22 protein-coding genes are annotated in these 26,161 nt (G+C 74.3%); 12 read left to right on the forward strand and 10 right to left on the reverse strand.

The genetic code is table 11. The annotated features are described in order from the left end of the window. Positions 1 to 16 precede the first annotated feature (16 nt). The 5 genes from RM780_RS04600 to map all read right to left on the reverse strand — a co-directional run bounded on the left by RM780_RS04600 (position 17) and on the right by map (position 5,087). Positions 17 to 904: a carbohydrate ABC transporter permease gene (locus RM780_RS04600; RefSeq protein ID WP_311629160.1), complete on the reverse strand. Its 888-nt coding sequence runs from the start codon at positions 902 to 904 to the stop codon at positions 17 to 19. After that, a complete protein-coding gene (locus tag RM780_RS04605) occupies positions 901 to 1,977 on the reverse strand; it encodes a carbohydrate ABC transporter permease (RefSeq protein WP_311629161.1) in 1,077 nt (358 codons plus the stop codon). Before RM780_RS04605 ends, RM780_RS04600 begins: the two co-directional genes overlap by 4 nt. Beyond that, the gene (locus RM780_RS04610; RefSeq protein WP_311629162.1) at positions 1,974 to 3,371 is read right to left on the reverse strand and encodes an ABC transporter substrate-binding protein; all 1,398 of its coding nucleotides are present in this window, start codon (positions 3,369 to 3,371) and stop codon (positions 1,974 to 1,976) included. The genes RM780_RS04605 and RM780_RS04610 overlap by 4 nt, the downstream gene beginning before the upstream one ends. Before the next feature lie 61 nt (positions 3,372 to 3,432). Next, positions 3,433 to 4,098 carry a biliverdin-producing heme oxygenase gene (locus RM780_RS04615; RefSeq protein ID WP_311629163.1) on the reverse strand — a complete coding sequence of 222 codons (666 nt, stop codon included), beginning with the start codon at positions 4,096 to 4,098 and terminating at the stop codon, positions 3,433 to 3,435. A gap of 122 nt (positions 4,099 to 4,220) precedes the next feature. Further along, complete coding sequence (map, locus tag RM780_RS04620; RefSeq protein ID WP_311629164.1) at positions 4,221 to 5,087, reverse strand: type I methionyl aminopeptidase; 867 nt, start codon at positions 5,085 to 5,087, stop codon at positions 4,221 to 4,223. A gap of 33 nt (positions 5,088 to 5,120) precedes the next feature. Between map and RM780_RS04625 the strand changes: the two genes are divergently transcribed. The 3 genes from RM780_RS04625 (at position 5,121) to RM780_RS04635 (ending at position 6,422) form a co-directional block, all read left to right on the forward strand. Then, a complete protein-coding gene (locus tag RM780_RS04625; RefSeq protein ID WP_311629165.1) occupies positions 5,121 to 5,372 on the forward strand; it encodes a hypothetical protein in 252 nt (83 codons plus the stop codon). 52 nt (positions 5,373 to 5,424) lie between these two features. Further along, positions 5,425 to 6,117: an NADPH-dependent F420 reductase gene (npdG, locus tag RM780_RS04630; RefSeq protein ID WP_311629166.1), complete on the forward strand. Its 693-nt coding sequence runs from the start codon at positions 5,425 to 5,427 to the stop codon at positions 6,115 to 6,117. Between the two features lie 101 nt (positions 6,118 to 6,218). Next, positions 6,219 to 6,422 (forward strand): hypothetical protein, encoded by a 204-nt coding sequence (locus tag RM780_RS04635; RefSeq protein WP_311629167.1) that lies wholly within the window; start codon positions 6,219 to 6,221, stop codon positions 6,420 to 6,422. A 193-nt stretch (positions 6,423 to 6,615) separates the two neighbouring features. Here the strand turns inward: RM780_RS04635 and panB are convergent, their stop codons facing one another. Then, the gene (gene panB, locus RM780_RS04640; RefSeq protein WP_311629168.1) at positions 6,616 to 7,491 is read right to left on the reverse strand and encodes a 3-methyl-2-oxobutanoate hydroxymethyltransferase; all 876 of its coding nucleotides are present in this window, start codon (positions 7,489 to 7,491) and stop codon (positions 6,616 to 6,618) included. A 243-nt stretch (positions 7,492 to 7,734) separates the two neighbouring features. Here panB and RM780_RS04645 point away from each other — a divergent pair, with 243 nt between their 5' ends. Continuing rightward, on the forward strand, positions 7,735 to 8,817 hold the full coding sequence (locus RM780_RS04645; protein ID WP_394812881.1) for an endonuclease/exonuclease/phosphatase family protein: 1,083 nt from the start codon (positions 7,735 to 7,737) through the stop codon (positions 8,815 to 8,817). 33 nt (positions 8,818 to 8,850) lie between these two features. Here the strand turns inward: RM780_RS04645 and RM780_RS04650 are convergent, their stop codons facing one another. Beyond that, positions 8,851 to 10,611, reverse strand: coding sequence for an NAD+ synthase (locus RM780_RS04650; protein WP_311629170.1), 1,761 nt, complete (start codon positions 10,609 to 10,611; stop codon positions 8,851 to 8,853). Between the two features lie 218 nt (positions 10,612 to 10,829). Between RM780_RS04650 and glnA the strand changes: the two genes are divergently transcribed. Both glnA and RM780_RS04660 read left to right on the forward strand, forming a co-directional pair. Further along, complete coding sequence (glnA, locus tag RM780_RS04655; protein ID WP_311629171.1) at positions 10,830 to 12,191, forward strand: type I glutamate--ammonia ligase; 1,362 nt, start codon at positions 10,830 to 10,832, stop codon at positions 12,189 to 12,191. Between the two features lie 106 nt (positions 12,192 to 12,297). After that, complete coding sequence (locus RM780_RS04660; RefSeq protein ID WP_311629172.1) at positions 12,298 to 12,750, forward strand: VOC family protein; 453 nt, start codon at positions 12,298 to 12,300, stop codon at positions 12,748 to 12,750. 9 nt (positions 12,751 to 12,759) lie between these two features. Here RM780_RS04660 and RM780_RS04665 read toward each other — a convergent pair whose 3' ends face one another. After that, entirely contained in the window at positions 12,760 to 13,551 is a 792-nt protein-coding gene (locus tag RM780_RS04665) for a crotonase/enoyl-CoA hydratase family protein (protein ID WP_311629173.1), read from the reverse strand. 125 nt (positions 13,552 to 13,676) lie between these two features. On the opposite strand from RM780_RS04665, the gene RM780_RS04670 reads away from it, so the two are divergent. Together RM780_RS04670 and RM780_RS04675 are read left to right on the forward strand one after the other, a co-directional pair. Continuing rightward, on the forward strand, positions 13,677 to 15,536 hold the full coding sequence (locus tag RM780_RS04670; RefSeq protein ID WP_311629174.1) for an ABC-ATPase domain-containing protein: 1,860 nt from the start codon (positions 13,677 to 13,679) through the stop codon (positions 15,534 to 15,536). Positions 15,537 to 15,688: 152 nt separating this feature from the next. Beyond that, positions 15,689 to 18,703 carry a bifunctional [glutamine synthetase] adenylyltransferase/[glutamine synthetase]-adenylyl-L-tyrosine phosphorylase gene (locus RM780_RS04675; RefSeq protein WP_311629175.1) on the forward strand — a complete coding sequence of 1,005 codons (3,015 nt, stop codon included), beginning with the start codon at positions 15,689 to 15,691 and terminating at the stop codon, positions 18,701 to 18,703. Positions 18,704 to 18,761: 58 nt separating this feature from the next. On the opposite strand, the gene RM780_RS04680 is transcribed toward RM780_RS04675, so the two are convergent. Both RM780_RS04680 and RM780_RS04685 read right to left on the reverse strand, forming a co-directional pair. Next, on the reverse strand, positions 18,762 to 19,667 hold the full coding sequence (locus RM780_RS04680; RefSeq protein ID WP_394812882.1) for a phosphatase PAP2 family protein: 906 nt from the start codon (positions 19,665 to 19,667) through the stop codon (positions 18,762 to 18,764). A gap of 130 nt (positions 19,668 to 19,797) precedes the next feature. Beyond that, complete coding sequence (locus RM780_RS04685) at positions 19,798 to 20,826, reverse strand: LacI family DNA-binding transcriptional regulator (RefSeq protein ID WP_311629176.1); 1,029 nt, start codon at positions 20,824 to 20,826, stop codon at positions 19,798 to 19,800. A gap of 269 nt (positions 20,827 to 21,095) precedes the next feature. Here RM780_RS04685 and RM780_RS04690 point away from each other — a divergent pair, with 269 nt between their 5' ends. From RM780_RS04690 to RM780_RS04705, 4 genes are all read left to right on the forward strand, one after another. Beyond that, positions 21,096 to 22,358 (forward strand): extracellular solute-binding protein, encoded by a 1,263-nt coding sequence (locus tag RM780_RS04690; RefSeq protein WP_311629177.1) that lies wholly within the window; start codon positions 21,096 to 21,098, stop codon positions 22,356 to 22,358. 188 nt (positions 22,359 to 22,546) lie between these two features. Then, positions 22,547 to 23,425 carry a carbohydrate ABC transporter permease gene (locus RM780_RS04695; RefSeq protein WP_311629191.1) on the forward strand — a complete coding sequence of 293 codons (879 nt, stop codon included), beginning with the start codon at positions 22,547 to 22,549 and terminating at the stop codon, positions 23,423 to 23,425. A gap of 5 nt (positions 23,426 to 23,430) precedes the next feature. After that, complete coding sequence (locus RM780_RS04700; RefSeq protein WP_311629192.1) at positions 23,431 to 24,330, forward strand: sugar ABC transporter permease; 900 nt, start codon at positions 23,431 to 23,433, stop codon at positions 24,328 to 24,330. A 116-nt stretch (positions 24,331 to 24,446) separates the two neighbouring features. Then, the coding region (locus RM780_RS04705) for a glycoside hydrolase family 13 protein (RefSeq protein WP_311629178.1) at positions 24,447 to 26,161 on the forward strand (1,715 nt) is incomplete at its 3' end.

Below are 26,161 nucleotides of genomic sequence, written 5' to 3' on the forward strand. Positions count from 1 at the left end.
GGAACCCCGGTGCCCCTCAGCCCTTGACCGCGCCGGCCGTGAGACCCGAGACGACGGCGCGGCGGAAGATCAGGACGAGCAGCGCGATGGGCAGCACGGACACGGTGGCCGCGGCGAAGATCGTTCCGTAGGGGATCGTGAACTGGCTGCCGAAGAGCGCCACCCCGACGGGCATCGTGCGGTACCGGTCCGCCGTGTTCAGGGTCAGGGCGATGAGGAATTCCGTCCAGCAGGCCGTGAACGTGAAGATCGCCGCCGTGAACATGCCGGGCCTGGCCTGCGGCAGGATCACGAAGAGCACGGTGCGCACCGGCGAGGCGCCGTCCACCCAGGCGACCTCCTCCATCTCCTTGGGGATACCCAGGAAGAAGTTGCGCAGGATCCAGATGGCGAAGGGCACGTTCAGCGCCGTGTAGACCAGGATCAGGCCCTGGTAACTGTTGAGCCAGCCCAGCTCGCGCATCAGCAGGAACAGCGGCGCGGCCAGCGCGATGGTGGGGAAGAGGGAGATCATCAGCAGCGCCACCATGATCGGCGCCTTACCGCGCAGCGGCAGCCGGGCCAGGGCGTAGCCGGCGAAGGAGCTGAGCCCGAGCACCAGGATCGTGGCGACGATCGAGACCAGCACGGAGTTGAGCAGGTAGGTGCCGAAGTTGTTCTCGGCGAAGGCCTCGCGGTAGTTGTCGAAGGTGATCCGGTCCGGCCAGAGCGTCGGCGGGTTGGCCCCCACCTCGTCCAGGCCCTTCAGCGAGCTGACGGCCATCCAGTACAGGGGCGCGGCCACGAACAGGGCGATCAGCAGCGCGGCCAGGCGCGTCCAGGTGAACGCTCCCGCCAGGCGTCGCAGCCGGGAGGGGGCGGGGGCAGTGGTGCGCGCGGTCGTCGCGGGCGCGGTGGCGGTCATGTGCCGGACTCCTCGTCGCCGACCCGGGCCTTGAAGGCGCGCAGGAAGAGCAGGCAGCCGACGAGCACCAGCGCCGCTGTGCTCGCGGCCACCGCCGCGCCGGGGCCGAAGTCGAGGTTGGTGAACATCACCTGCCAGCCCAGCAGGGCCAGGGACTCGGTCGCCTGTCCCGGGCCGCCGCCGGTGAGCACGAAGGGCAGGTCGAACAGGCCGAACGCCTGGAGGATGCGGAAGAGGACGGCGATGGTCAGCGCCGGGCGCAGCAGCGGCAGCCGCACCCGCCAGAACGCCGTCCACGGGTCGGCGCCGTCCACCGTGGCGGCCTCGGTGACGTCGTTGGGCAGCATCATCAGCCCGGCCAGCACGATGATCGCCACGAAGGGCGTGGTCTTCCACACGTCCGCGGCGGCCATGGACAGCACGGCGGGCCAGCGGGTGCCGAGGAACTGCACGGGCTCCCCGGTCACCGCCTCGGAGAAGGAGGTCAGCACGCCGTAGACGCCGTTGTACATGTACGCCCACAGCTGCGCCGAGACCACCGTGATCATGGCCCAGGGCAGGAGCAGCAGGGCCATCATCCAGCCGCGTCCCGGCCCGCCCAGGCGTTCCAGGACCAGGGCGATGACCGTGCCGAGCACCAGCTCGGCGATCACGGTGCCGACCGTGTAGAGGACGGTGAAGATCAGCGCGTGCCGCCAGCGGCCGGAGCCCAGCAGCAGCGTGTAGTGGTCGGTGGTGAAGCCGGAGAGCCGAAAGCCCCCGGAGGAGACGCTGACGTTGCTCAGGCTCATCGCGACGGAGAACGCGATGGGGAAGAGCGTGACGGCCAGCACCACCACCAGGGCCGGCCAGGTGAAGACCCAGCCCAGGCGCGCGAAGCGCCGCTCCAGATCGGTGCGGTCGTCCCCCGACGGCCCCGTTCCTCCGCCGGCCGCGGCGGCCCTCGCCCCGCCGGGCTCGGCGCGGCCCCTGAGCCGGTCGGCCAGCCGGCCGGCCGGGGAGCGCCCGTAGGCGACCGCGCCGGCGTCCTTCCGCGCCCGCCGCTGCCGGCGGGCGCGCTCGCCGCGTCTCATAGGGCGTCGCCTTCCAGGGCCCGCTGGATGTCCTCCTCGGCCGCGCGCAGGGCGGAGCGGGGCGAGGTGGCACCGGTGAGGGCCGCGTTGAGGTTGGTGAAGATGCCGTTGCTGACCTGGGCGTAGCGCGGGGTCTCGGCGGGCCGGGCGACCAGCGGCACGTCCGCGGCCAGGTCGAGCACGGGGTTCTCGCGGCGCAGGCCGGGGTCCTCCAGCACGTCCCGCACGGCGGGCAGGACGGTGTTCTCGGCGAGGATGCGCTGGGCCTCGTCGCCGGTCATCCACTCGATGAACGCCAGGACCGCGCCGACCGCGTCGCTGTGCGGGTTGACCATGAGGTTCCAGCCGGCCAGGGCGGAGGGGCCGGGCGGCTCCTCGCCCTCGAAGGCGGGCAGCGGGGCGACGCCGACCTTGCCGGCGACCCGGGAGACCTCGGGGTTGTTGGACTCGCTGTAGCCGTGGGACCAGTTGCGGTGGAAGGCGGCGTCGCCCTCCACGAAGGTCTGCAGGGACTGCGGCTCCTGGAAGCTGTTGGTGGCCGAGGGGACGACGTCGTCCTGGAGCATGCCGCGCATGAAGTCGAGCACCCGCCGGTTGGCGGGGGAGTCGATGGCGGCGCGGTCGCCGTCCCGGGAGATGCTGCGGCCCCCGGCGGCGGCGGACAGCTCGGTCCAGTTCACCGTCAGGCCCTCGTAGTTGGCCCACTGGGCGACGTAGCCGTACTTCACCTCGCCCTCGTCCTGGAGGCGGGCGGCGGTCTCGGCCAGCTCCTCCCAGGTGCGGGGGACCTCCAGGCCGTGCCGCTGAAGCAGGTCCTTGCGGTAGTAGAGGAAGCCGGCGTCGCCGTAGAGCGGGGCGGCCAGGTGCTCGCCCTCGTACTCCACGGCCTCGGCCCGCTGCTCGGGGTAGCGGTCCCAGAAGTCGTCGGGCAGGTGTTCGTCCAGCGGCATCGCCAGCGTCGCGGAGCCGAACTGCGCGGGCCAGATGATGTCGCCGTTGTAGACGTCGATGGCCCCCGACCCCCCGGAGATCTCGGTGGTCAGGGTGGCCCGCATGGTGTCGGTGTTGTTGGGGGCGGGCTGGTACTCCACGGAGATGTCGGGATGGTCCTCCTCGAAGGCGGAGATCAGCCGCTCGGGCAGGCCCTCGGGCCCGAAGTTGATGGCGTACCAGGTGATGCGGCCGGAGGCCGGGCCGACCGCCTGGGGGTCGACGGCGGCGGAGCCGGCGGCCGTGCCGCAGGCCGCGGCGGCCAGCAGGGCCGCGGGCAGGGCGCAGCACGCCCGGGCCCGGCGGCGGGCGCGGCTGCGGGGAAGGGACGTAGCCAGGGCGTGCTCCTCGGGGTGACCGCGTGGATGACCGCTTGGTCGGCGGCGCGGTGGGCCGCGTTCCAAGGCCACAGCGTCCCGCGCGGGCCAGAGGGCACGAAGCAGAAAACGCGCTTATCGGAAATATTCACTCAGCTCGCGGAGCGGACCCGGCCAGCTCGCGGAAGAGGCCGGTGTTCAGCGCGAAGGCGCGCCGGCACTCCTCCACGATCCGCAGCCGCTCCGGGCCGTCCACGGGCAGCGCGTCCAGCCGGGCGCGGTAGTCCCGCTTGTACGCCGCCGGGTTGCCGATCGCCTCGAAGACGTAGAAGCGCACGCCGTCGCCCCGGTGCGCCAGGCCCCAGGTCTTCTCGGCGGCCGAGCGGATCACCTGGCCGCCGGAGAGGTCCCCGAGGTAGCGGGTGTAGTGGTGGGCGACGTAGCCGCCGGGCCAGTCCCGCGCGACCTGCAGCACCCGCGCGGCGTATGCGTCGGTCGCCGGCAGCGGGCGCAGCGCCGCCCGCCAGTCCCCGCCCTCGTGGAGGTGGTCGAGGTCGCGCTCCAGGGCGGCGGTGCGGAACAGCTCGGGGCGGACGAACGGCCCCGCCACCGGGTCCCCGGCCAGCCGGTCGGCCGCCGCCTCCAGCGCGCGGTAGACGACCCACAGCTGCTCGGTGTACCGCCGGAAGGCCGCCAGCCCCAGCCGCCCGCCCAGCAGGTCCGCGATGAACGGGGAGGTCTCGGCCTCCTCGTGCTGCCGGCGCGAGGCCGCGCGGATCAGGGCGGAGAAGGGCGTTGCTTCGAGCACGGTCACGGCGGACCTCCTTGCACGGGGAGGCCCATGGTCACAACTTAGGCTTGCCTAAGTCAAGGGTTCACCGCGGGGCCTTCGCGACGCCGGGCCGAACGCCCGCCCCGGGGCGGCGTCAGGGGGGGTCAGGGCAGCGTCAGGATCTCCGCGCCGCTCTCGGTGACGACCAGCGTGTGCTCGAACTGCGCCGTGCGCCGGAGGTCCTTGGTGACCACCGTCCAGTTGTCCGCCCACATCTCCCACTCGTGGGTGCCCAGCGTCAGCATCGGCTCGATGGTGAACGTCATCCCCGGCTCCATCACCGTGGTCGCGCGCGGGTCGTCGTAGTGCGGCACGATCAGCCCGGAGTGAAAGGCGCTGTTGATGCCGTGCCCGGTGAAGTCCCGCACCACGCCGTACCCGAACCGCTTGGCGTAGGACTCGATGACCCGGCCGATGACGTTGATCTGCCGTCCCGGGCGCACCGCGCGGATCGCCCGGTTCAGCGCCTCCCGCGTGCGCTCCACCAGCAGCCGCGACTCCTCCTCCACCGCCTCCTCGCCGCCGACCAGGAACGTGGCGTTGGTGTCCCCGTGCACCCCGCCGGTGAACGCGGTGATGTCCAGGTTCACGATGTCCCCGGCGCGCAGCACCGTGGAGTCCGGGATGCCGTGGCAGATCACCTCGTTGACCGAGGTGCACAGCGACTTGGGGAAGCCGCGGTAGCCCAGCGTCGAGGGGTAGGCCCCCTGCCCGCACAGGTAGGCGTGGGCCACCTCGTCCAGCTCGTCGGTGGTGACGCCCGGCCTGATGTGCGCGGCCGTCTCCGCCAGGGCGCGGGCCGCGACCCGGCCCGCCTCCCGCATCCGCCGGATCGTGTCCGCGTCCTGCACGTCGGGGCCGGAGTACCGCGCGGGGGCCTTGCGGCCGACGTACTCGGGGCGGGGGATCGCCGAAGGGACGGCGCGGGCCGGCGAGATCGTGCCCGGGACGAGAAGTGACTGGCCAGACATGCAATCGAGTGTACGGGCGGGCAGGATGAGGACATGGCTGCTCTCTTCCGGCGCAGAGGCGCCGGCCGCCCCGGCGAGTGGTACTACTGCCTCAGGCACGGCACGGTCGAGGAGGGGCCCGAGTGCCCCGCCAAGGACCGCTTCGGCCCCTACGGCACCCGCGAGGAGGCCGCGCACGCCCTCGACACCGCCCGCGAACGCGAGACCGACTGGCGCAACGACCCCCGCTGGAACGACGAACCGCCCGGCGAGGGCGGCGACCAGGACGGCGGGGACGGACCCTGAGATCCGCAGGGCGGCCGTTGAGCACCACCCGTGGGGGTGGGACGATGCCCGCATGACGACGAGTGACGCACCGCCCCGGGACCCCTGGGACCTGCCCGACGTCTCCGGCCTGGTGGTCGGCGTCCTGGGCGGCACCGGGGACCAGGGCCGCGGCCTGGCCTACCGCCTGGCCAGGGCCGGGCAGCAGGTCATCCTCGGCTCCCGCGCCGCCGGGCGCGCCGAGGAGGCCGCCGCCGCCCTCGGCCACGGCGTGCGGGGCCTGGACAACGCCGCCTGCGCCCGCGCGAGCGACGTCGTGATCGTGGCCGTCCCCTGGGAGGGGCACGCCGCCACCCTGCGCGAGCTGCGCGAGGATCTCGACGGCAAGCTCGTCGTGGACTGCGTCAATCCCCTCGGCTTCGACAGGAAGGGCGCCCACCCCCTCGTCCCCGAGGAGGGCAGCGCCGCCGAGCAGGCCGCCGCGCTGCTGCCCGGCTCCCGCGTCACCGCCGCCTTCCACCACCTCTCCGCCGTGCTCCTCCAGGACCCGGCCGTCGAGAAGATCGACACCGACGTCATGGTGCTCGGCGAGCGCCGCGCCGACTGCGAGATCGTCCAGGCGCTGGCCGGGCGCGTCCCCGGCATGCGCGGCGTCTACGCCGGGCGGCTGCGCAATGCCCACCAGGTCGAGGCCCTGGTCGCCAACCTCATCTCGGTCAACCGCCGTTACAAGGCGCACGCCGGCATCCGCCTCACCGACCTGTGAACGCCCGCCAGGCCGCGCGTTCCGCAAGCACCGCAAGCACCGCACGCACCGCACGCACCGCACGCAGTACCCGCACCGCCGCACCCCTGGAGTCCCCGCCGATGCCCCAGCCCGACACCGCCGCCCGGCAGCGCCGCCTCGCCCGGTACGCCCTGCTGCTGTGCGCGCTCACCGCCGCCGCCGCGGTCCTCTCCTTCTCCCGCGGCAACTGGCTCGGCCTGGTGTGGGTCCTGCTGGCCGGCCTGGCCTCCAACATGGCCTGGTACTACCACCGCAAGGCCCGGGGAGCCTCCCCCCGGGCCTAGGGCGTGTCCGCAAAGTCCCGCCGGGCGCGCGACGCCTGGCACGCACGCTCGCTGCGTTCCCGAATCGCCCAAGTACGCCCAGTACGAGTGGCGATCCGGTGCCTTGCGATCGCACGCACCAGCCGCCGCGCTGATCCAGCGCGACTTTGCGGACACGCCCTAGCGTCGTGCCTCTTCTTCCCGGCGGGCGGGATCAGTGGAAGCTGTGCTCCTCCGCCGGGTAGGCGCCGCCCACCACGTCGTCGGCGAAGGCGCGGGCCGCGTCGCCCAGGGCCTGCCGGAGCTGCCCGTACTGCTTGACGAACCGCGGCGTCCGGCCGCCCGGCCAGTCGGTCATCCCGGCCATGTCGGTCCACACCAGCACCTGCGCGTCGCAGTCCGCGCCCGAGCCGATGCCCACGGTCGGGATGTGCAGGCTGCGCCGCACCTCGGAGGCGAGCTCCGCCGTCACCAGCTCCAGCACCACCGCGAACGCCCCCGCGTCCTGAACGGCCTTGGCGTCCCGCAGCAATTGTTGCGCCGCCTCCTCGCCGCGGCCCTGGACCGGGTGCCCGCCATAGGCGTTCACCGACTGCGGCGTCAGCCCGACGTGGGCCATCACCGGGATGCCCGAGTCCACCAGCAGCCGGATCTGGTCGGCGGAACGCTCGCCGCCCTCCAGCTTCACCGCGCCCACCCCGGCCTCCTTCACCAGGTGCGTGGCGCTGCGCAGGGCCTGCACCGCGCCCTCCTGGTACGAGCCGAACGGCAGGTCGCCCACGACCATCGCCCGCCGGGTGCCGCGGACCACCGCCGCGGAGAGCATCGTCACCTGCTCCAGCGTGACCGGCACGGTGGACTCGTACCCGAGGTGGGCGTTGCCCATCGAGTCGCCCACCAGGATCACGGGGATCCCGGCCTCGTCGAAGACGGAGGCGGTCATCGCGTCGTAGGCCGTCAGCATCGGCCACTTCTCGCCGCGCCGCTTGGCTGCGGCGATGTCACGGACGGTGATCCTGCGGCTGCTCTTGCCGCCGTAGAGCCCGGGCTGCGCCTGGGCAGGGGTCTGCTGTGTGATCGCGCTGGTCATAGCGCCGCTCCTGTTCGTCGTCTCGAAGCGCCATAGAGGCGTCCCCGGATCGACCCCCATGGTGACACCGACGGGCTGCTACGGGAAAGGGGCGGGAGGAGGGGGCTGATATAACGGAACCCCGCACCGGCCCGTCGTCGTCCTCCCCTGCACCGGTATCCGTTTCCGGTGAGGCGGATCACAGGCGCCCGGGGGTCGCGGCGGGGTTCCCGGGGGGAGGGCGACGGGCAGCGAGGGCAGCGGATGGCACGTGTGGACACCCCTGGGATCCGGCGGGACGAGGGCGGCGCCGGCAGCGGCGGCGCCCGGGACGGCGACGACGGCGCCGGGGGGCCGGCCGAGCCGGGGGACGAGGGGAACGCCACGCCCCCGGGGGACGGCGCGCCGCGCTGGCGGGACCGGGTCGGCCGGTGGCGCCGCGGCTGGTGGATCGCCGGGCTCTCCCTGGCCCTGGCCCTGGTGATGCTGGTCCACTCCCGCATCCCCAACGAGATCGGCAACCTCGGCAGCCTGCTCCAGACCTTCCTGCCCTGGCTCGGCCTGGCCATCCCGGCGCTGGCCCTGTGCGGGGTGCTGCGCCGCTCGGCCACCGCGGTGGTCGCCGTGCTGGTGCCCGCGCTGGTGTGGGTGGACCTCTTCGGCGGGCTGCTGGTCGACAAGTCCGGCGAGGGCGGCGCGCTGATGGTCGTCAGCCACAACGTGGACGCCGACAACGCCGACCCGGCCGAGACCGCCCGCCGCCTGGCCGAGTCCGAGGCGGACGTGATCGCCCTCCAGGAGCTGCCGCAGGGCGAGGTGGCCACCTACGAGGAGGCGCTGTCCGCCAGCCACCCCTTCCACACCGTGCAGGGCACGGTCGGGCTGTGGAGCCGGTACCCGCTCAGCGGGACCGCCCCGGTGGACATCGGGATGGGCTGGACCCGGGCGATGCGCAGCACGGTGGCCACCGACGACGGCGAGGTGGCCGTCTACGTGGCGCACCTGCCCTCGGTCCGGGTGCAGTTCCGGGCCGGGTTCACCGCCGGGCAGCGCGACGACGCCGCCGAGAGGCTGGCCCGGGCCATCGCCTCCGAGACGGTGCCGCGCACCCTCCTGCTGGGCGACCTCAACGGGACGATGAACGACGGCGCGCTCGCCCCGCTCACCTCGCAGCTACGCTCCACCCAGGGCGCGGCGGGGGAGGGCTTCGGCTTCAGCTGGCCGGCCGGGTTCCCCATGGCCAGGATCGACCAGATCCTGGTGCGCGGCCTGGAGCCGGTGTCCTCCTGGACCCTGCCGGCCACGGGCAGCGACCACCTGCCGGTCGCCGCCCGCGTCGACCTCTGACGCCGGGGCCGGGGCCCCGCCCCGGGACGGGCCTCAGGCGTGCTCCCGCCAGCGGTTGGTGATCGGCAGGCGGCGGTCCTTGCCGAAGACCTTCGGGGAGATCTTCGTGCCCGGCGGGTACTGGCGCCGCTTGTACTCGGCCGTGTCCACCATCCGCAGGATGCGGGTGACCAGCGCCTCCGGGTGCCCGGCCGCGATGATCTCCTCCCGGCCCAGGTCCCGGTCCACGTACAGCTCAAGGACCCGGTCCAGCTCGTCGTAGTCCGGCAGCGAGTCCGTGTCCAACTGGCCCGGGCGCAGCTCCGCGCTGGGCGGCTTGGAGATGGAGTTCTCCGGGATCGGCGGGGTCTCGCCGCGGCGGGCCGCCGCCTCGTTGCGCCACCGGGCCAGGCGGTAGACGCCCGTCTTGTACAGGTCCTTGATGGGGCCGTAGGCGCCGACCGAGTCGCCGTAGAGGGTGGAGTAACCCACCGCCAGCTCGCTCTTGTTGCCCGGGGCCAGCACGATGTGGCCCTCCTGGTTGGAGACCGCCATCAGCAGCGTGCCGCGCAGCCGGGACTGGAGGTTCTCCTCGGCCAGCCCGGTCAGCTCCACCGCGGACATGTAGGCGTCGAACATCGGCGCCACCTCGACCGTGCGCAGGTTCAGGCCGGTGCGGCGGGCCAGCTCGGCCGCGTCGCTGCGCGAGTGCTCCGAGGAGTAGTGCGAGGGCATGGACAGGCCGTGGACGTTGGCCGGCCCGATCGCGTCGCAGGCCAGGGCCGCCACCAGCGAGGAGTCGATGCCGCCGGAGAGCCCGATCAGCACCGAGCGGAAGCCGTTCTTGACGACGTAGGCGCGCAGCCCCGTCACCAGCGCCTGGTAGATCTCCTCCGGGTCCTCCATCCGGGGGGCCACGGCGCCGGGGTACTCCACGGGGTAGGGCTCCACCGGCGCGGCGCCGAGGGTCACGTGGTCGATGCGCAGCCCGTCGCCGGCCACGCCCGAGCGCGGGCGTTCCTCCGCCGCCGGAAGGTCCAGGTCCAGCAGCAGGCACTCCTCGGCGAACTGCCCGGCCCGCGCGATCACCGAGCCGTCGCGGTCCACCACGATCGAGTCGCCGTCGAAGACCAGCTCGTCCTGGCCGCCCATCATCGCCAGGTACGCCAGCACGCAGCCCGCCTCCTGGGCCCGCTTGCGGACCAGCTCCAGACGGGTGTCGTCCTTGTTCACCTCGTAGGGCGAGGCGTTGATGGCCAGCAGCAGGCCCGCGCCCGCCGCCCGGGCCGCCGGGACCCGGCCGCCGTCCTGCCACAGGTCCTCGCAGATGGCCAGCGCCACGTCCACGCCGCGCACCCGCACCACCGGCAGGGTCTCGCCCGGCACGAAGTACCGGAACTCGTCGAACACGCCGTAGTTGGGCAGGTGGTGCTTGGCGAACGTCAGTGCCACCTCGCCGCGGTGCAGCACGGCGGCGGCGTTGCGCGGGGCTCCGGCCGGCTGCCCGGCGTTCTCCCGGACCTCCTCGGCCTCGGAGCGGTCGAGGTAGCCGACGACGACCGGAACGTCGCCCAGGCCCTCTCTCTCCAGCCGGGCCGCGAGGCCGCGCAGGGCGGCCCGGCTGGCGGAGACGAAGGACGGGCGCAGCGCCAGGTCCTCCACGGGGTAGCCGGTCAGCATCATCTCGGGGAACGCCACGAGGTGCGCGCCGCGCTCGGCGGCCTGCCGCGTCCAGCGGAGCACGGCGTCCGCGTTGCCGGCCAGGTCCCCGACGCAGGAGTCGGTCTGATTGAGGGCGATACGTAGCTGAGGCACGCCCCCGAGTGTAATCGTCCGATTGACATTATGGGGGGCGCGCACCGGCGCAACGGGGCGACTCGGCGGTGCGGTGTGGAGTGCCCCACAATGGGTGGCGGGCCTCCCCCGGTCGCGCATGTGCAACGCCGCGGAAATCCTGTGATGGGATGCTCGGGGGCCCGGCGGGACCCCGCGGCCGGTGACAGAGCCGTCTTGACCAGCGAGGAATGGTGGAAATGGAGAAGCAGCAGGAGTTCGTGCTGCGCACGCTGGAAGAGCGGGACATCCGCTTCGTGCGCCTGTGGTTCACCGACGTACTCGGCTTCCTCAAGTCCGTCGCGGTCGCCCCGGCCGAGCTGGAGCAGGCGTTCGAGGAGGGCATCGGCTTCGACGGCTCCGCGATCGAGGGCTTCGCCCGCGTGCACGAGTCCGACATGATCGCCAAGCCGGCCCCCAGCACCTTCCAGATCCTCCCCTGGCGGGCCGAATCCCCGGGCACCGCGCGGATGTTCTGCGACATCCTCATGCCCGACGGCTCCCCCTCCTACGCCGACCCGCGCTACGTCCTCAAGCGGGCCCTGGCCAAGAGCTCCGACCTCGGCTTCACCTTCTACACCCACCCCGAGATCGAGTTCTTCCTGCTCAACGAGAAGCCCGTGGACGGCTCGCGCCCCACCCCCGCCGACTCCTCCGGGTATTTCGACCACACCCCGCAGAACGTCGGCATGGACTTCCGCCGCCAGGCCATCACCATGCTGGAGTCGATGGGCATCTCGGTGGAGTTCTCCCACCACGAGGGCGCGCCCGGCCAGCAGGAGATCGACCTGCGGTACGCCGACGCGCTCTCCACGGCGGACAACATCATGACGTTCCGCCTGGTGATGAAGCAGGTCGCGCTGGAGCAGGGCGTGCAGGCCACGTTCATGCCCAAGCCGTTCTCCGAATACCCCGGCTCCGGCATGCACACCCACCTCTCGCTCTTCGAGGGCGACCGCAACGCCTTCCACGAGACCGGCGCGGAATTCCAGCTCTCCAAGATCGGCCGGTCGTTCATCGCCGGACTGCTGCGGCACGCGGGCGAGACCGCCGCCGTCACCAACCAGTGGGTGAATTCCTATAAGCGCATCTGGGGCGGCGCCCAGCGCCCCGCCGGCGCCGGCGGCGAGGCCCCCTCCTACATCTGCTGGGGCCACAACAACCGCTCCGCCCTCATCCGCGTCCCGATGTACAAGCCCGGCAAGACCGGCTCCACCCGCATCGAGGTCCGCTCGCTGGACTCCGGCTGCAACCCCTACCTCGCCTATGCCGTCCTGCTGGCCGCCGGCCTCAAGGGCGTCGAGGAGGGCTACGAGCTCCCGCCCGGCGCCGAGGACGACGTCTGGGCCCTCACCGACCGCGAACGCCGCGCCCTGGGCATCGAGCCCCTCCCGCAGAACCTCGGCGAGGCCATCCAGCTGATGCAGCACAGCGAGCTGGTCGCCGAGACCCTGGGCGAGCACGTCTTCGACTTCTTCCTGCGCAACAAGCGCCAGGAGTGGGAGGAGTACCGCTCCGAGGTCACGGCCTTCGAGCGGCGCAAGAACCTCCCGGTGCTCTAGCCGGGCCCAGCGCGGGGAGCGACCCGGATGCCGCGTCCGTGTGGCCGGGCGCGGGCTGGGTGTCCACTCTGGGGGAAACGGTGGACCACAGCCCGAGGGGAACCGCGTGCGACGAGACGAGCTGCCCGCCCCGGAGGCGGGGCTGCTGATGACCCACTTCCTGACCGTCGCGGACGTGGCCCGGTCCCGGGCGTTCTACGCGGACCTGCTCGGCGGCGAGGTGGTCCTGGAGGAGAACCCCTGCATCGTCCGGCTGGCCAACGGCTGGATCATCATGAACCCCGGCGGCGGGCCGACCCCCGACAAGCCCGGAGTCACGCTGACCCCGCCCGCCGACCCGGCCACCGCGCACAGCTTCCTCAACCTCCGGGTGGCCGACATCGCCGCCTGCCACCGGGAGTGGAGCGCCAAGGGCGCGCGGTTCCTGACCCCGCCGCTGGACCGCAAGGCCGAGCTGCGCTGCTACCTGCGCGACCCCGACGGCTACCTCATCGAGGTCGGACAGGCCACCGGGATGCTCAGCGGCGTCCTGGCCGACCCTCCCGCCGGGACCGGCTGACCGCGGCCGTCAGGGCCCGAAGGTGCCGTGGCGGCCCGCGCCGTCGGCGAAGCGGGTGGCGCCGCGGGCCGCCTCGGAGGCCAGGGGGACCAGGCCGTGGGCGAACTCGTTGGCCAGGGCCGCCGGTTCGGGGAGGTCCTCGCCCTCCAGGAGCGAGAGGCGGTCGTGGCGCAGGCAGTCCTGGGGGAACGCCGCCAGTCCCTCCGCCAGGGCCAGGGCCGCCGCCAGGGCGCCGCCCGCCGGGACGACCCGGCTGACCAGTCCGATGCGCAGCGCCTCGGCCGCGTCCACCGGCCGCCCCGTCAGGACCAGGTCCATCGCCACCCCCGCGCCCACCAGCCGCGGCAGCCGCACCGTGCCGCCGTCGATCAGCGGCACGCCCCAGCGGCGGCAGAACACCCCGAACTCCGCGTCCTCGCCCGCCACCCGCAGGTCCGCCCAGATCGCCAGCTCCAGGCCGCCCGCCACCGCGTGCCCCTCCACCGCCGCGATCACCGGCTTGGACAGCCGCATCCGCGTCACGCCCATCGGCCCGTCTCCGTCCGGCGCCACCCGGTTCCCCCGCCCGGCGCTCACCGCCTTGAGGTCCGCGCCCGCGCAGAACGTCCCGCCCGCGCCGTGCAGCACGGCCACCGAGGCGCCCGGGTCGGCGTCGAAGGCGCGGAAGGCGGCGGCCAGCGCCTCCGCGGTGTCCCGGTCCACGGCGTTGCGCACCTCGGGCCGGTTCAGCGTGACCGTGGTGACCGGCCCGTCCCGCCGCACCAGCACGGACTCCTCGGCGGGGGCGGGCGTCGCGGGCATGCACAGGATTGAAGCAGCGCCGCGCCGCCGCTCCAAGGGGCCGGCGCGGATGACGGGGGCCCGGCCCGGCTGCGCGAGAATCGGCCGCGGGCCGGACGGCGGCCCGGAACGGCGGAGGGGACGCGATGACGCAGCGGGGAGGGCCGTGGCGGGGCCACGGCCGACGGGGTCAGGGCGGCGGCGGACGGCCCGGCGGCGGCCACGGGCCGCGCGGCCACGCCGGGGGCGGCGCGGGCCGGGGCGAGGAGCGGGCGGGCCTGGAGCGAGCGGGCGAGCGGGGTGGCGAGGCGCGCGTCCACGCGGGCGACCTGGCCGCCGAGCTGGACCGCCTGGAGGGCGCCCCCTACGGCCGGTACCGCGACCTGGTCGGCCGCTGGCGCCTGCCCGACGGCTGGGAGGTGGAGCTGCTGCGCGCCCAGGCCGACCCCTTCGCCCCGCCCGCGAGGGTCGCGCTGCGCGTGCCCGCCCCGCTCGCCGCGTTCCCCCCGGAGCTGTGGTCCACGCCCGTGCGGCGCCGGGCCCTGGCCGCGCACCTCCTGCGGCGTGCCGCCGAGGCGACGGCCGGCGAGCGGGCGTTGCACCTCGACAGCGGCGGCCAGGAGGTCCTGGACCGCTCCTCCTGCCGGATCGCCCCCGGGGACGGGGCCGTCACGCTGCGCCTGGGCGTCTCCCTGCCAGGCCACGGCCGCCGCGTGGACGCCCGCACCGCGCGCCGCCTGCTGTGCGAGGCCCTGCCGCGCGTGGCCGAACGCGCCCTGCGGCACGCGGCCCTGGACCCGGGCGAGGCGCGGGCGTTCGTCGAGGCGGTCGAGGACTCCGACGCGCTGCGCCGCGCCCTGCCCGCCCACGGCCTGGCGGCCTTCGTCGCGGACGGCTCCGTGCTGCCGCGCCGCTCCGGCGCCTCCGACCTGCCCGCCGCCGGGCCCGGAGTGATCCCCTTCGCCTCCCCGGAGGAGCTGCGGGTGACCCTCACGGCCCCGAACGCCGGGCCCGTCACCGGCATGGGCATCCCCGAGGGCGTCACGCTGATCGTCGGCGGCGGCTTCCACGGCAAGTCCACGCTGCTGCGCGCCCTGGAGTCCGGCATCTGGGACCACGTGCCCGGCGACGGCCGCGAACGGGTGGTCGCCCGCGCCGACACGGTCAAGCTGCGCGCCGAGGACGGCCGCCGGGTGACCCGGGTGGACGTCCACGCGTTCGTCGACCGCCTCCCCGACGGCTCCGACACGGCCGACTTCTCCACGGTCAACGCCTCGGGCTCCACCTCCCAGGCCGCCGCGCTCTGCGAGGCCGTGGAGGCCGGAGCCCGCGTCCTGCTGATCGACGAGGACACCGCCGCCACCAACCTGATGATCCGCGACGCCCGGATGCAGGCCCTCGTCGCCCGCGAGCGCGAGCCGCTGACGCCGCTGGTGGACACGGTCCGCTCCCTGCACCGCGACCACGGCGTCTCCACCATCCTGGTCATGGGGGGCTCCGGCGACTACCTGGAGGTGGCCGACCGGGTCCTGATGCTGGACGCCTACCGGCCCTCGGACGTCACCCGCAGGGCCCGCGAGATCGCCGCCGTCCCCACCGGGCGGCGCGCCGAGGCCGGGACCTTCCCCGGCGTGGTGCACCGCAGCCCCGACCCGGCGAGCCTGGACTCCTCGGCCCGCGGGCGCACCCGCGTCCGCGCCCGCGGCACCGACCAGCTCGTGCTGGGCGAGGAGGAGATCGACGTGCGCGCGGTGGAGCAACTGGCCGACTCCCCGCACCTGCTGGGCGTCGGCCTGGCCCTGGAGCTGGCCGTGCGCCGCGGGCACCTCGACGGCCGCCGCACGCTCGCCCAGGCCCTGGACCTGCTGGAGGCGGACCTCGGCGGCGAGGACCCGGCCGCCGCGCTGCTGGGCCTGCGCGACGACGACTTCGCCGTCCCGCGCCGCTTCGAGATCGCCGCGGCCCTCAACCGCCACCGCTCCCTGCGGGTGCGCCGCGACGGCTGAACGGGCCCCGCGCCGTCCGGGCAGCCCAGGCGGGGGACCCGGCCGGGCTGCCCGGACCGGCATCACGTCCGGGCCCTGTGCCCCGCCCGCGCGTCCCGCCGTATCGTGAGAGGCGGACCAGAGCCGCGAGCAGCAGCAGGGACGGACGACACGTGACAGCGGGTGCGCCGGTGGGCCGACGGCGGGACAGCCGGTTCGGGCAGTTGCTCCGGCGCGGGTTCACCGACCCGACGCAGGCCGTCCGGCTGCTGGACTCCGGCGTCCTCGGCGCCGCCGGGGAGGACGCCGCGCTGCTGGACGGCCTGGGCGCCACCGCAGACCCCGACCTGGCCCTGGCCGGACTGGTCCGGCTGGTCGAGGCCCAGCCCGAGGGCGGGCGTTCCCGGCTGGTCGACACCCTGGCCGCCGCCAAGCCGCTGCGCGACCGCCTCCTCGCCGTGCTCGGCGCCTCCGAGGGCCTGGCCGACCACCTCGCCCGCCACCCCGAGGAGTGGCAGGCCCTCGTCGCCTTCGAAACGGCCGACCTGCACCCGGGCCTCGCGGAGTTCGAGGCCGCCCTCGCCGGGGCCGCCGACCCCGACGCGCTGCGCCGGGCGTACTACCGCGCCCTGCTGACCATCGCCGCCCGCGACCTCACCGGCAGCAGCGGCTTCGCCGAGACCGCCGCCGAGCTGGCCGACCTGGCCACCGCCACGCTCCGCGCCGCCCTGCGCATCGCGTGCGCCGAGGCCCCCGGGGACGCCGCCCTGTGCCGGCTGGCCGTCATCGGCATGGGCAAGTGCGGCGGGCGCGAGCTGAACTACGTCTCCGACGTGGACGTGATCTTCGTCGCCGAGCCCGCCGAGGGCACCGGCGAGGGCCCCGCCCTCCAGGCCGCCACCCGGCTCGCGAGCCGGATGATGCGGGTCTGCTCGGACACCACGGCCGAGGGGACCATATGGCAGGTGGACGCCAACCTCCGCCCCGAGGGGCGCAACGGCCCGCTGGTGCGCACCCTCAGCAGCCACCTCGCCTACTACAGGCGCTGGGCCAAGACCTGGGAGTTCCAGGCCCTCCTCAAGGCCCGCCCGGTGGCCGGGGACGCCGAGCTGGGCGAGGAGTACGCCCGGGCCGTCGGCCCCCTGGTCTGGCAGGCCGTGGAGCGGGAGAACTTCGTCCCCGACGTGCAGCAGATGCGCCGCCGGGTGGAGAGCTCGGTGCCCGCCGCCCAGGCCGAGCGGGAGCTGAAGCTGGGGCCCGGCGGCCTGCGCGACGTGGAGTTCGCCGTCCAGCTCCTCCAGCTCGTGCACGGCCGCACCGACCCCGAGCTGCGCGGCGGCGCCACCCTGGACGCCCTGGCCGCCCTCGCAGCCGGCGGGTACGTCGGCCGCCAGGACGCCGCCTCCCTGGACGCCTCCTACCGCTTCCTGCGCACCGCCGAGCACCGCCTCCAGCTCCACCGCCTGCGCCGCACCCACCTGATGCCCACGGAAGAGCCCGAGCTGCGCCGCCTCGGGCGTTCCCTCGGCTTCACCGTCGAGCCCGTCGAGGAGCTGAACGCGGCCTGGCGCCGCCACGCCTCGGCCGTCCGCCGCCTGCACGAGAAGCTGTTCTACCGCCCGCTGCTGGACGCCGTCGCCCGCCTGGAGGCCGGCCAGGCGCGCCTGGGCACCGACGCCGCGCACGAGCGCCTGGAGGCCCTGGGGTACTCCGACCCCGCCGCAGCCCTGCGCCACCTGGCCGCGCTCGCCTCCGGCGTCACCCGGAAGGCCGCCATCCAGCGCACGCTGCTGCCGGTGCTGCTGGACCGGTTCGCGGACTCGGCCGACCCCGACGCCGGGCTGCTCGGCTTCCGCAAGGTCTCCGACGCCCTGGGCACCACCCCCTGGTACCTGCGGCTGCTGCGCGACGAGGGCGCCGCCGCCGAGAACCTCGCCCGCGTCCTGTCGGCCGGCCGCCTGGCCCCCGACCTGCTGCTGCGCGCCCCCGAGGCCGTGGCCCTGCTGGGCGACCCCGAGGGCCTGCGGCCCCGGCCGCGGGCCGCGCTGCACCAGGAGATCCGCGCCGCGGTCGGCCGCGCGGCCACGCCCGAGGACGCCGTGGCCGTGGCCCGCGGGGTGCGGCGGCGGGAGCTGTTCCGCACCGCCGCGGCCGACATCGTCGGCGCCTACGCCCCCGAGGGCGCCTCCGCCGTCGAGGCGGCCCCGCTCGAACACGCCGCCGCGCTCGACCAGGTGGGCAACGCCCTCACCGACATCAACGCGGCCACCCTCGCCGGCGCCCTGCACGCCGCCACCGCCGCCCAGAGCCCCGAGGACGCCGCGGCCTGCCGGCTCGCCGTCATCGCCATGGGCCGCTTCGGCGGGCACGAGCTGAGCTACGGCTCCGACGCGGACGTCGTCTTCGTCCACGAGCCGGCCGAGGGCGCGGGGGAGCAGCGCGCCGCCCAGGTCGCGTTCGCCATCGCGAACGAACTGATCCGGCTGCTCCAGCTCCCGAGCAACGACCCGCCCCTGCTGATCGACACCGCCCTGCGCCCCGAGGGCCGCAGCGGGCCGCTGGTGCGGTCGTTCACCTCCTACGCCGCCTACTACCGGCGCTGGTCCCTGGTCTGGGAGAGCCAGGCGCTGCTGCGCGCCCAGCCGGTGGCGGGGGACGTGGGCCTGGGGGAGCGGTTCATCGCCCTGGCCGACCCGCTGCGCTACCCCGCCGGCGGCCTGCCCGAGGAGGCGGTGCGCGAGATCCGGCGGCTGAAGGCGCGGATGGAGGCCGAGCGCCTGCCGCGCGGCGCCGACCCCGCCACCCACACCAAGCTCGGGCGCGGCGGCCTGTCCGACATCGAGTGGACGGCGCAGCTCCTCCAGATGCGGCACGGCGGCGAGGTCCCCGCGCTGCGCACCACCCGCACCCGCGCCGCGCTGGCCGCAGCCCGGGAGGCCGGGCTGCTGGAGCCGGATGACGCACAGGTGCTGGACGAGGCGTGGGTGCTGGCCTCCCGGGTGCGCAACGCCGTGATGCTGGTGCGCGGCCGGCCGATGGACACCTTCCCCACCGACCCGCGCGAGTCCGCGGCCGTGGCCCGCTACCTGGGGTACGAGCCGGGCGGGGTCGGCCGGATGCTGGACGACTACCGGCGCACCACCCGGCACGCCCGGGGCGTGGTGGAGCGGCTGTTCTACGAGAGCTGACCCTACGAGAGGCGAGGCGCGGGGCCCGGCGGGGCAACGCCCGGCCCGGCCGCCGTCTCTAGGAGGCCGCCGCCGCGGCGGTCCTGGCGGCGGGCCGGGGCCCGGGGACCTGCCGGGGCAGCCGGTAGCAGGCGCGGCCGTACCACCACCGGGCGACGAGGTAGCCGAAGCCCAGGCAGATCATCCCGCCCACCGCGTCCAGCCAGAAGTGGTTCGCGGTCGCGACGATCACCAGCAGCGTCACCGCCGGGTACAGCGCCCCCAGGATCTTCAGCCACAGCGGGCGGGCCAGCACGCAGATGGTGATCCCGCACCACAGGGACCAGCCGATGTGCATGGAGGGCATCGCCGCGTACTGGTTGGAGACCGAGGCCATCGTGCTGCCCTCGGCGGACAGTGAGCCCCACGTGTTGTGGACGGTGGCCGTGTCGATGAAGTCCATGCCCTCCATCAGCCGCGGCGGCGCGAGGGGGTAGAAGTAGTACCCCAGCAGGGCCACGCCCGTGGTGGCGAAGAGCACCAGCCGCGTCGCGCCGTACCGGCCCGGGTGGCTGCGGAAGAGCCAGACCAGCACCGCGATGGTGACCACGAAGTGCAGGGTGGCGTAGTAGTAGTTCATCGAGACGATCAGCCAGGTCACGCCCTCCACGGCGTGGTTGACCGAGCGCTCGAAGGCCAGGCCGAGCGCGCCCTGCACGTCCCAGATCCAGCGCGCGTGCTCCTGGGCCTGCGCGGAGCGGTCGGGGGCGGCGTTGCGGATCATCGAGTACGTGCCGTAGCTGACGGCGATCAGGATCAGCTCGAACCACAGCCGGGGCCGCCGGGGCATCCAGCGCGGGCCGAGCCGCCGGGCCGGGCGAACGTCCAGCGCGTGCGCGCCGGCGGGCGTCTGCGTGCTCTGCTCCGTCACCGGCTCCGCCACGTCCACTTGCTCATCTTCCGGCCTGACACTGATTGCCCCCATGGGCCCACAGTCTGCCAGAGGGCTGACGCCGGACCGATCATCCTCCGGTCTGGTCTTCGGCCCGCCGTCTCCTCCGCGGGACCGAGCCGCCCCGGAAGGGTTCCCCCAGGTCCCGCCCGGTGACCGGCCCTCAGGCCCGGCGCGCGACCGGCGCGGCGGCCGTCGACCCGCGCACCACCAGCTCCGGCAGGAAGACGAACTCCGTGGGCGGCGCGGGCGTGCCGCCGATCTCCTCCAGCAGCGCCCGCACCGCCGCCTGCCCCATCGCCGCCACCGGCTGCCGGATCGTGGTCAGCGGCGGGTCGGTGAACGCGATCAGCGGGGAGTCGTCGAAGCCGATCACCGAGCAGGACTCCGGCACGGCCAGGCCCCGCTCCCGCGCCGCCCGGATCGCGCCCAGCGCCATCATGTCGCTGGCGCACACCACCGCCGTGCACCCCCGGTGCAGCAGCTCGGTCGCGGCGGCCTGCCCGCCCTCCAGGCTGAACAGCGAGTGCGCCACCAGCCCCCGCGCCTCCTCCTCGGGCATCCGCAGCTCCTCCCGCACCGCCGCCAGGAAGCCCTCGATCTTCCGCAGCACGGGCACGAACCGCGCCGGCCCCACGGCCAGCCCGATCCGCCGGTGCCCCAGCGAGGCCAGGTGCGTGACGGCCAGCCGCATCGCCGCCCGGTCGTCCGGGGAGACGAACGGCGCGCGCACCTTCGAGGAGTAGCCGTTGACCAGCACGAAAGGAACGCCGTTGCCGCGCAGCCGCTCGTAGCGCTCCATGTCCGCGCTGGTGTCGGAGTGCAGCCCGGAGATGAAGATGATCCCGGCCACGCCCCGCTCCACGAGCATCGCCGTCAGCTCGTCCTCCGTGGAGCCGCCCGGCGTCTGCGTGGCCAGCAGCGTCGTGTACCCGCGCCCGGTCAGGCCCTGGCTGATCACCTGCGCGAAGGCGGGGAAGATGGGGTTCTCCAGCTCGGGAATCACCAGGCCGACCAGCCCGGCGCTGCGCTTGTGCAGCCGGGCGGGCCGCTCGTACCCCAGCACGTCCAGAGCGGCGAGCACGGTTTCGCGGGTGGCGGCGGCGACGCCCGGCTTGCCGTTGAGAACCCGGCTGACCGTCGCCTCGCTCACCCCCGCCTGGGCTGCGATGTCGGCAAGCCGTGCGGTCACAGAGGGGGACTGTACCGGGCGCCGCCGCCCGCTGGCATCCCGCCGTGCCCCCGCCGTGCCCCCGCGTGCACCCCCGCGTGTCCCCGCTGAGCCCCCCGCCCCCGGGCGCCGCTCCGCCGCGCGCCCCCTGCTTCCTGAAAGTTGCCGCAAGAACTTTCCAAAGCCTTCCCCCGCTGTTACGTTCCTGCCCAGCCCAGCGCCGCAAGGGCGCGACGCCGGGGCCGGAGGCCGTCGGCCCTGGAACGGGCAAACCGGCAGAAGGAGTTCACATGCGGCGCGGCATAGGAGCGAAACCCTTCGGTGCAGCCCTCATCCTGGCGTTGACGCTTGCTGCAACGGCTTGCGGGAGCGAGCAGAGAGCCGGCTCGGGCGGCGGCGACGGCGAGCTGTCCGGCACCGTCACCTTCTGGGACACCTCCAACGAGACCGAGGCGGAGGTCTTCCAGGCCCTGGCCGAGGAGTTCGGGACCCGCCACCCCGGCGTCACCGTGGACTACGTCAACATCGGCTTCGACGACGCCCAGAACCGCTTCAAGAACGCGGCCGGCGCCAACGAGGCCCCCGACGTCATGCGCACCGAGGTCGCCTGGGTCGCCGACTTCGCCAGCCTCGGCTACCTCTACCCGCTGGACGGCACCCGCGCCCTGCAGGACGAGGAGGACTTCCTCGACACCGCCCGGGCCAGCACCGTCTACGAGGGCACCACCTGGGCCGTCCCCCAGGTGACCGACACCCTCGCCCTGTTCTACAACCGCGCCCTGCTGGAGGAGGCCGGGGTCGACGTGCCGACATCCCTGGCCGAAGTCGAGGCCTCCGCCGAGGAGTTCGAGGCCGTCGGCACCACCCCGCTGTACGTCCGCGGCGACGACCCCTACTGGTTCCTGCCCTTCCTCTACGGGGAGGGCGGCGACCTCGTGGACGCCCGCGCCGAGCGCGTCACCGTCGACGACCCCTCCGGCGTGGCGGCCTTCCGCGCCCTGCGCGATCTGGTCGACTCCGGCGCCGCCACCACCGACACCAGCGACGGCTGGGAGAACATGATGTCCGCCTTCGCCTCCGGCGAGGTCGCCATGATGGTCAACGGCCCCTGGGCGCTGGCCGACGCCGCCGAGGCCCTGGGCGAGGACCTGGGCGTCGCCCCCGTCCCCGCCGGCGCCGCCGACCAGGGCGCCCCCCTCGGCGGCTGGAACTACGCCGTCTACGCCGGAACGCCCGAGGCCGACGCCTCCCTGGAGTTCGTCCGCTGGATGAGCTCCCCCGACGTCCAGCGCCGCGTCACCGAGGAGCTGAGCCTCCTGCCCACCCGCGCTTCCGTCTACGAGGAGCCCTCCGTCGCCGGCGACCCGATGGTCGAGTTCTTCCGCCCCGCCGTCGACACCGCCCGTGAACGCCCCTGGATCCCGCAGGCCCAGTCCCTGTTCGAGCCGCTGCGCGAGGCCGTCGAGGCCATGCTCACCGGCTCCGCCTCTCCCGAGGAGGCCGCCTCCGACACCGGGGACGCCTACCGCGAGCTGCTCGAGGACTGGGAGTGAGGGGACCCGCCATGGCCGACACCGCCGCATCCGCAGCCGAGCCCGCCGCCGCCCTCGAAGGGCCCCCCGCCCCCTCCGGCCGGACCCGCGCGGCCCGCCCGGGGCGTTCCACCGGCGCCGCGCGCTCCTCCGGGCGCCCGCCCGGCCGGCTGCGCCGCGCCCTGGCCACCCACTGGTACGCCTGGGCCATGACCGCGCCCGTGGCCGCGGTCACCGCCGCCATCGTCGGCTGGCCCCTGGTCCGCGGCGTCTGGCTCTCCCTCACCGACGCGGACGAGTCGAACGTCGAGCGCCGCATCGGCGTCAACACCCTGCCCGCCACCTACGAGTTCGTCGGCCTGGACAACTACACCGCGATCCTGCGCGACAGCGACTTCTGGGACCGCCTGGGCTGGACCGTCCTGTGGACCGCCTCCTGCGTGGCCGTCACCTTCTCCCTCGGCCTGGGCCTGGCGGTGCTCCTCAACCGCGCCTTCCGCGGCCGGACCCTCTACCGGATGGCGCTGATCCTGCCCTGGGCCATCCCGGCCTTCGTCTCCGTCTTCGCCTGGCGGATGATCTTCAACGAGCGCAACGGCATCCTCAACGCCGTCCTGCGCGGCCAGGGCATCGAGGGCGTCTCCTGGCTGGACGACCCCGTCTGGGCCAAGGTCTCCGTGGTCGCCGTCAACGTCTGGCTCGGCGTGCCGTTCATGCTGATCGCCATGCTCGGGGCCTTGCAGTCCATCCCGGCCGAGCAGTACGAGGCCGCCGAGATGGACGGGGCCGGGGCCTGGCAGCGGTTCCGCCACATCACCCTGCCCGGCGTCCGGCCGGTCGCCATGACCGTGGTGCTGCTCTCCACCATCTGGACCTTCAACATGTTCCCGGTGATCTTCCTCCTCACCCGCGGGGGGCCGGCCGGCTCCACCGACATCCTGGTGACCGAGGCGTTCCGGCTGGCGTTCGTCTCCAGCCCCCGCGACTTCGCCGGGTCCGCGGCCTGGGGCGTGCTGATCCTGCTGCTCCTGGTCCTCTTCGCGATCGCCTACCGCCGGGCGCTGCGCCGGCGGGGAGAGGTCTGGTGACGACGATGGCAACCGGCACGATCCCGGGGGATCCCCGGCCACCCGCCCGTTTCCGGCGTGCGCCCCGCCGCGTCCGCCGCCGCGGCGAGCGCGGCCCGCTGGCCTCCCTCGGCCTGCACGCCACGCTGCTGCTGGCGGCCCTCGTCGCCGTCTTCCCGCCCTTCTGGCTGCTGGTCACCTCCTTCAAGCCCTCCGGCGAGACCTTCAGCCGCTCCCTGGTCGCGGACTTCACCCTCGACAACTACGACCGGGTGCTGGGCGACACCGCGTTCCTGACCTGGTTCGGCAACTCCCTGCTCGTGGTGGGCACCACCACCGTCGCCGGCGTCCTGATCTCCGCCACCACCGGCTACGCGCTCAGCCGCTTCCGTTTCCCCGGCATGCGCCCGCTGATGTGGACCCTGCTGATCACGCAGATGTTCCCCATGGCCGTCCTCATCGTGCCGCTCTACAACCTGATGGCCCGCTACGGCCTGCTCAACCAGCCGGTCTCGCTGATCGTCACCTACCTGACGATCGCCGTGCCGTTCTGCGCCTGGATGATGAAGGGCTTCTTCGACACCATCCCCGTGGCCATCGACGAGTCCGGCCGCGTGGACGGCCTCAACCCCTTCGGCACCTTCTGGCGGCTGATCCTCCCCCTGGCCAGGCCGGGCCTGGCGGTCACCGGCTTCTACACCTTCGTCACCGCCTGGGCCGAGGTCGCCTATGCCACGGCCTTCCTCACCGGCGAGGACAACCTCACCCTCGCCGGCGGCCTCCAGACCTTCGTCAACCAGCACACCCAGGACTGGCATCTGCTCACCGCCGCGGCCGTCCTCATCGCCGTGCCCGCGGCCCTCGTCTTCGGCTACGCCCAGCGCCACCTCCAGGCGGGCCTCACCGCGGGCGCCACCAAGGCGTGAACCCCGCCCGAGAGGACCCGGCGCAACGGCCGGCCCCACCGCTTCGCGCGCGCCCGCGCGCGATCCCACCCGCAACCGGGCCGCACCCGGCCCCCAGGACACCTCAGGACTGAGCCATGACCCAGCATCTCGCCGCGCCCGCCCCGGCCCGCACCGGCACCCCGCCCGCGTGGTGGCGCGACGCGGTCATCTACCAGGTCTACCCGCGCTCCTTCGCCGACGGCAACGGCGACGGCATGGGCGACCTGCCCGGCATCCGCTCCCGGCTGCCCTACCTCGCCGCCCTGGGCGTGGACGCCGTCTGGCTGAGCCCCTTCTACGCCTCCCCGCAGGCCGACGCGGGCTACGACGTCGCCGACTACCGGGCCATCGACCCGATGTTCGGGGACCTGCACGACGCCGACGCGCTGATCCGCGACGCGCACGCCCTGGGCCTGCGCATCATCGTGGACCTGGTGCCCAACCACTCCTCCGACCGGCACGAGTGGTTCCGCCGGGCCCTGCGTGAGGGTCCCGGCTCCCCGCTGCGCGAGCGCTACCACTTCCGCCCCGGCAAGGGCCGCGACGGCGAGCTCCCCCCCAACGACTGGGAGTCCATCTTCGGCGGCCCCGCCTGGACCCGCACCACCGACCCCGACGGTACGCCCGGCGAGTGGTACCTGCACCTCTTCGCGCCCCAGCAGCCGGACTTCAACTGGGACCACCCGGCCGTCCACGACGAGTTCCGCTCCCTGCTGCGCTTCTGGCTCGACATGGGCGTGGACGGCTTCCGCGTCGACGTCGCCCACGGGCTGGTCAAGGCCGCGGGCCTGCCCGACATGGGCCACACCGGGCAGCTCAAGCTGCTGGGAACGCAGGTGCTGCCGTTCTTCGACCAGGACGGGGTCCACGAGATCTACCGCTCCTGGCGCCGCGTCCTGGACGAGTACCCGGGCGCCCGCATCGGCGTCGCGGAGGCGTGGACCCCCAGCGCGGGCCGCACGGCGCTGTACGTCCGGCCCGACGAGCTGCACCAGGCGTTCAACTTCCACTACCTCAGCGCCCCGTGGGAGGCGGAGAGCCTGCGGCGCGTCATCGAGGAGGCGCTGGCCGCGGTGCGCCCGGTCGGGGCCCCGGCCACGTGGGTCCTCTCCAACCACGACGTGGTCCGCCACCGCACGCGCCTGGGCGGCGGCCTGGAGCGGGCGCGGGCCGCGACCCTGCTGATGCTGGCCCTGCCGGGCTCGGCCTACCTCTACCAGGGCGAGGAGCTGGGGTTGCCGGAGGTCACCGACCTGCCCGACGAGGCGCGCCAGGACCCGGCGTTCTTCCGGCGCGGCCCGGGGGCGGACGGGCAGGAGGGGCAGGACGGGCTGCGCGACGGCTGCCGGGTGCCGCTGCCGTGGACCGCGCAGGGCCTCTCCTACGGCTTCGGCGCGGGCGGGAGCTGGCTGCCGCAGCCGGCCGAGTGGGGCAAGCTGTCCGTCGCGGAGCAGACCGGCGACCCCTCCTCCACGCTGGAGCTGTACCGGGCCGCGCTCCTGCTGCGCCACGAACACCCCGCGCTGGGCGCGGGCGACGACGTGACCTGGCTCCCCTCACCCCCCGGCATCCTCGCCTTCCGCCGCGCCGCGCCCGACGGCTCCGCCGTCACCTGCGCGGTCAACACCACCCCCGACCCCGCCCACCTCCCCACCCTCCTGCCTCCCTCCAAAACGGCCCTGCTCTCCAGCGGCCCGCTCCCCCCGGGCGCGATCCTCCCGGCCGACACGACGGTGTGGTGGGAGCGACTGAGCCGCCCTCCGGCCACGCCCGCGGGGCGTTGCCCGCGGACGGCCGCCTGCACCTTGAG

Source organism: Streptomyces boetiae (genome assembly GCF_031845405.1).
GTDB classification, from domain to species: domain Bacteria; phylum Actinomycetota; class Actinomycetes; order Streptomycetales; family Streptomycetaceae; genus Streptomyces; species Streptomyces boetiae.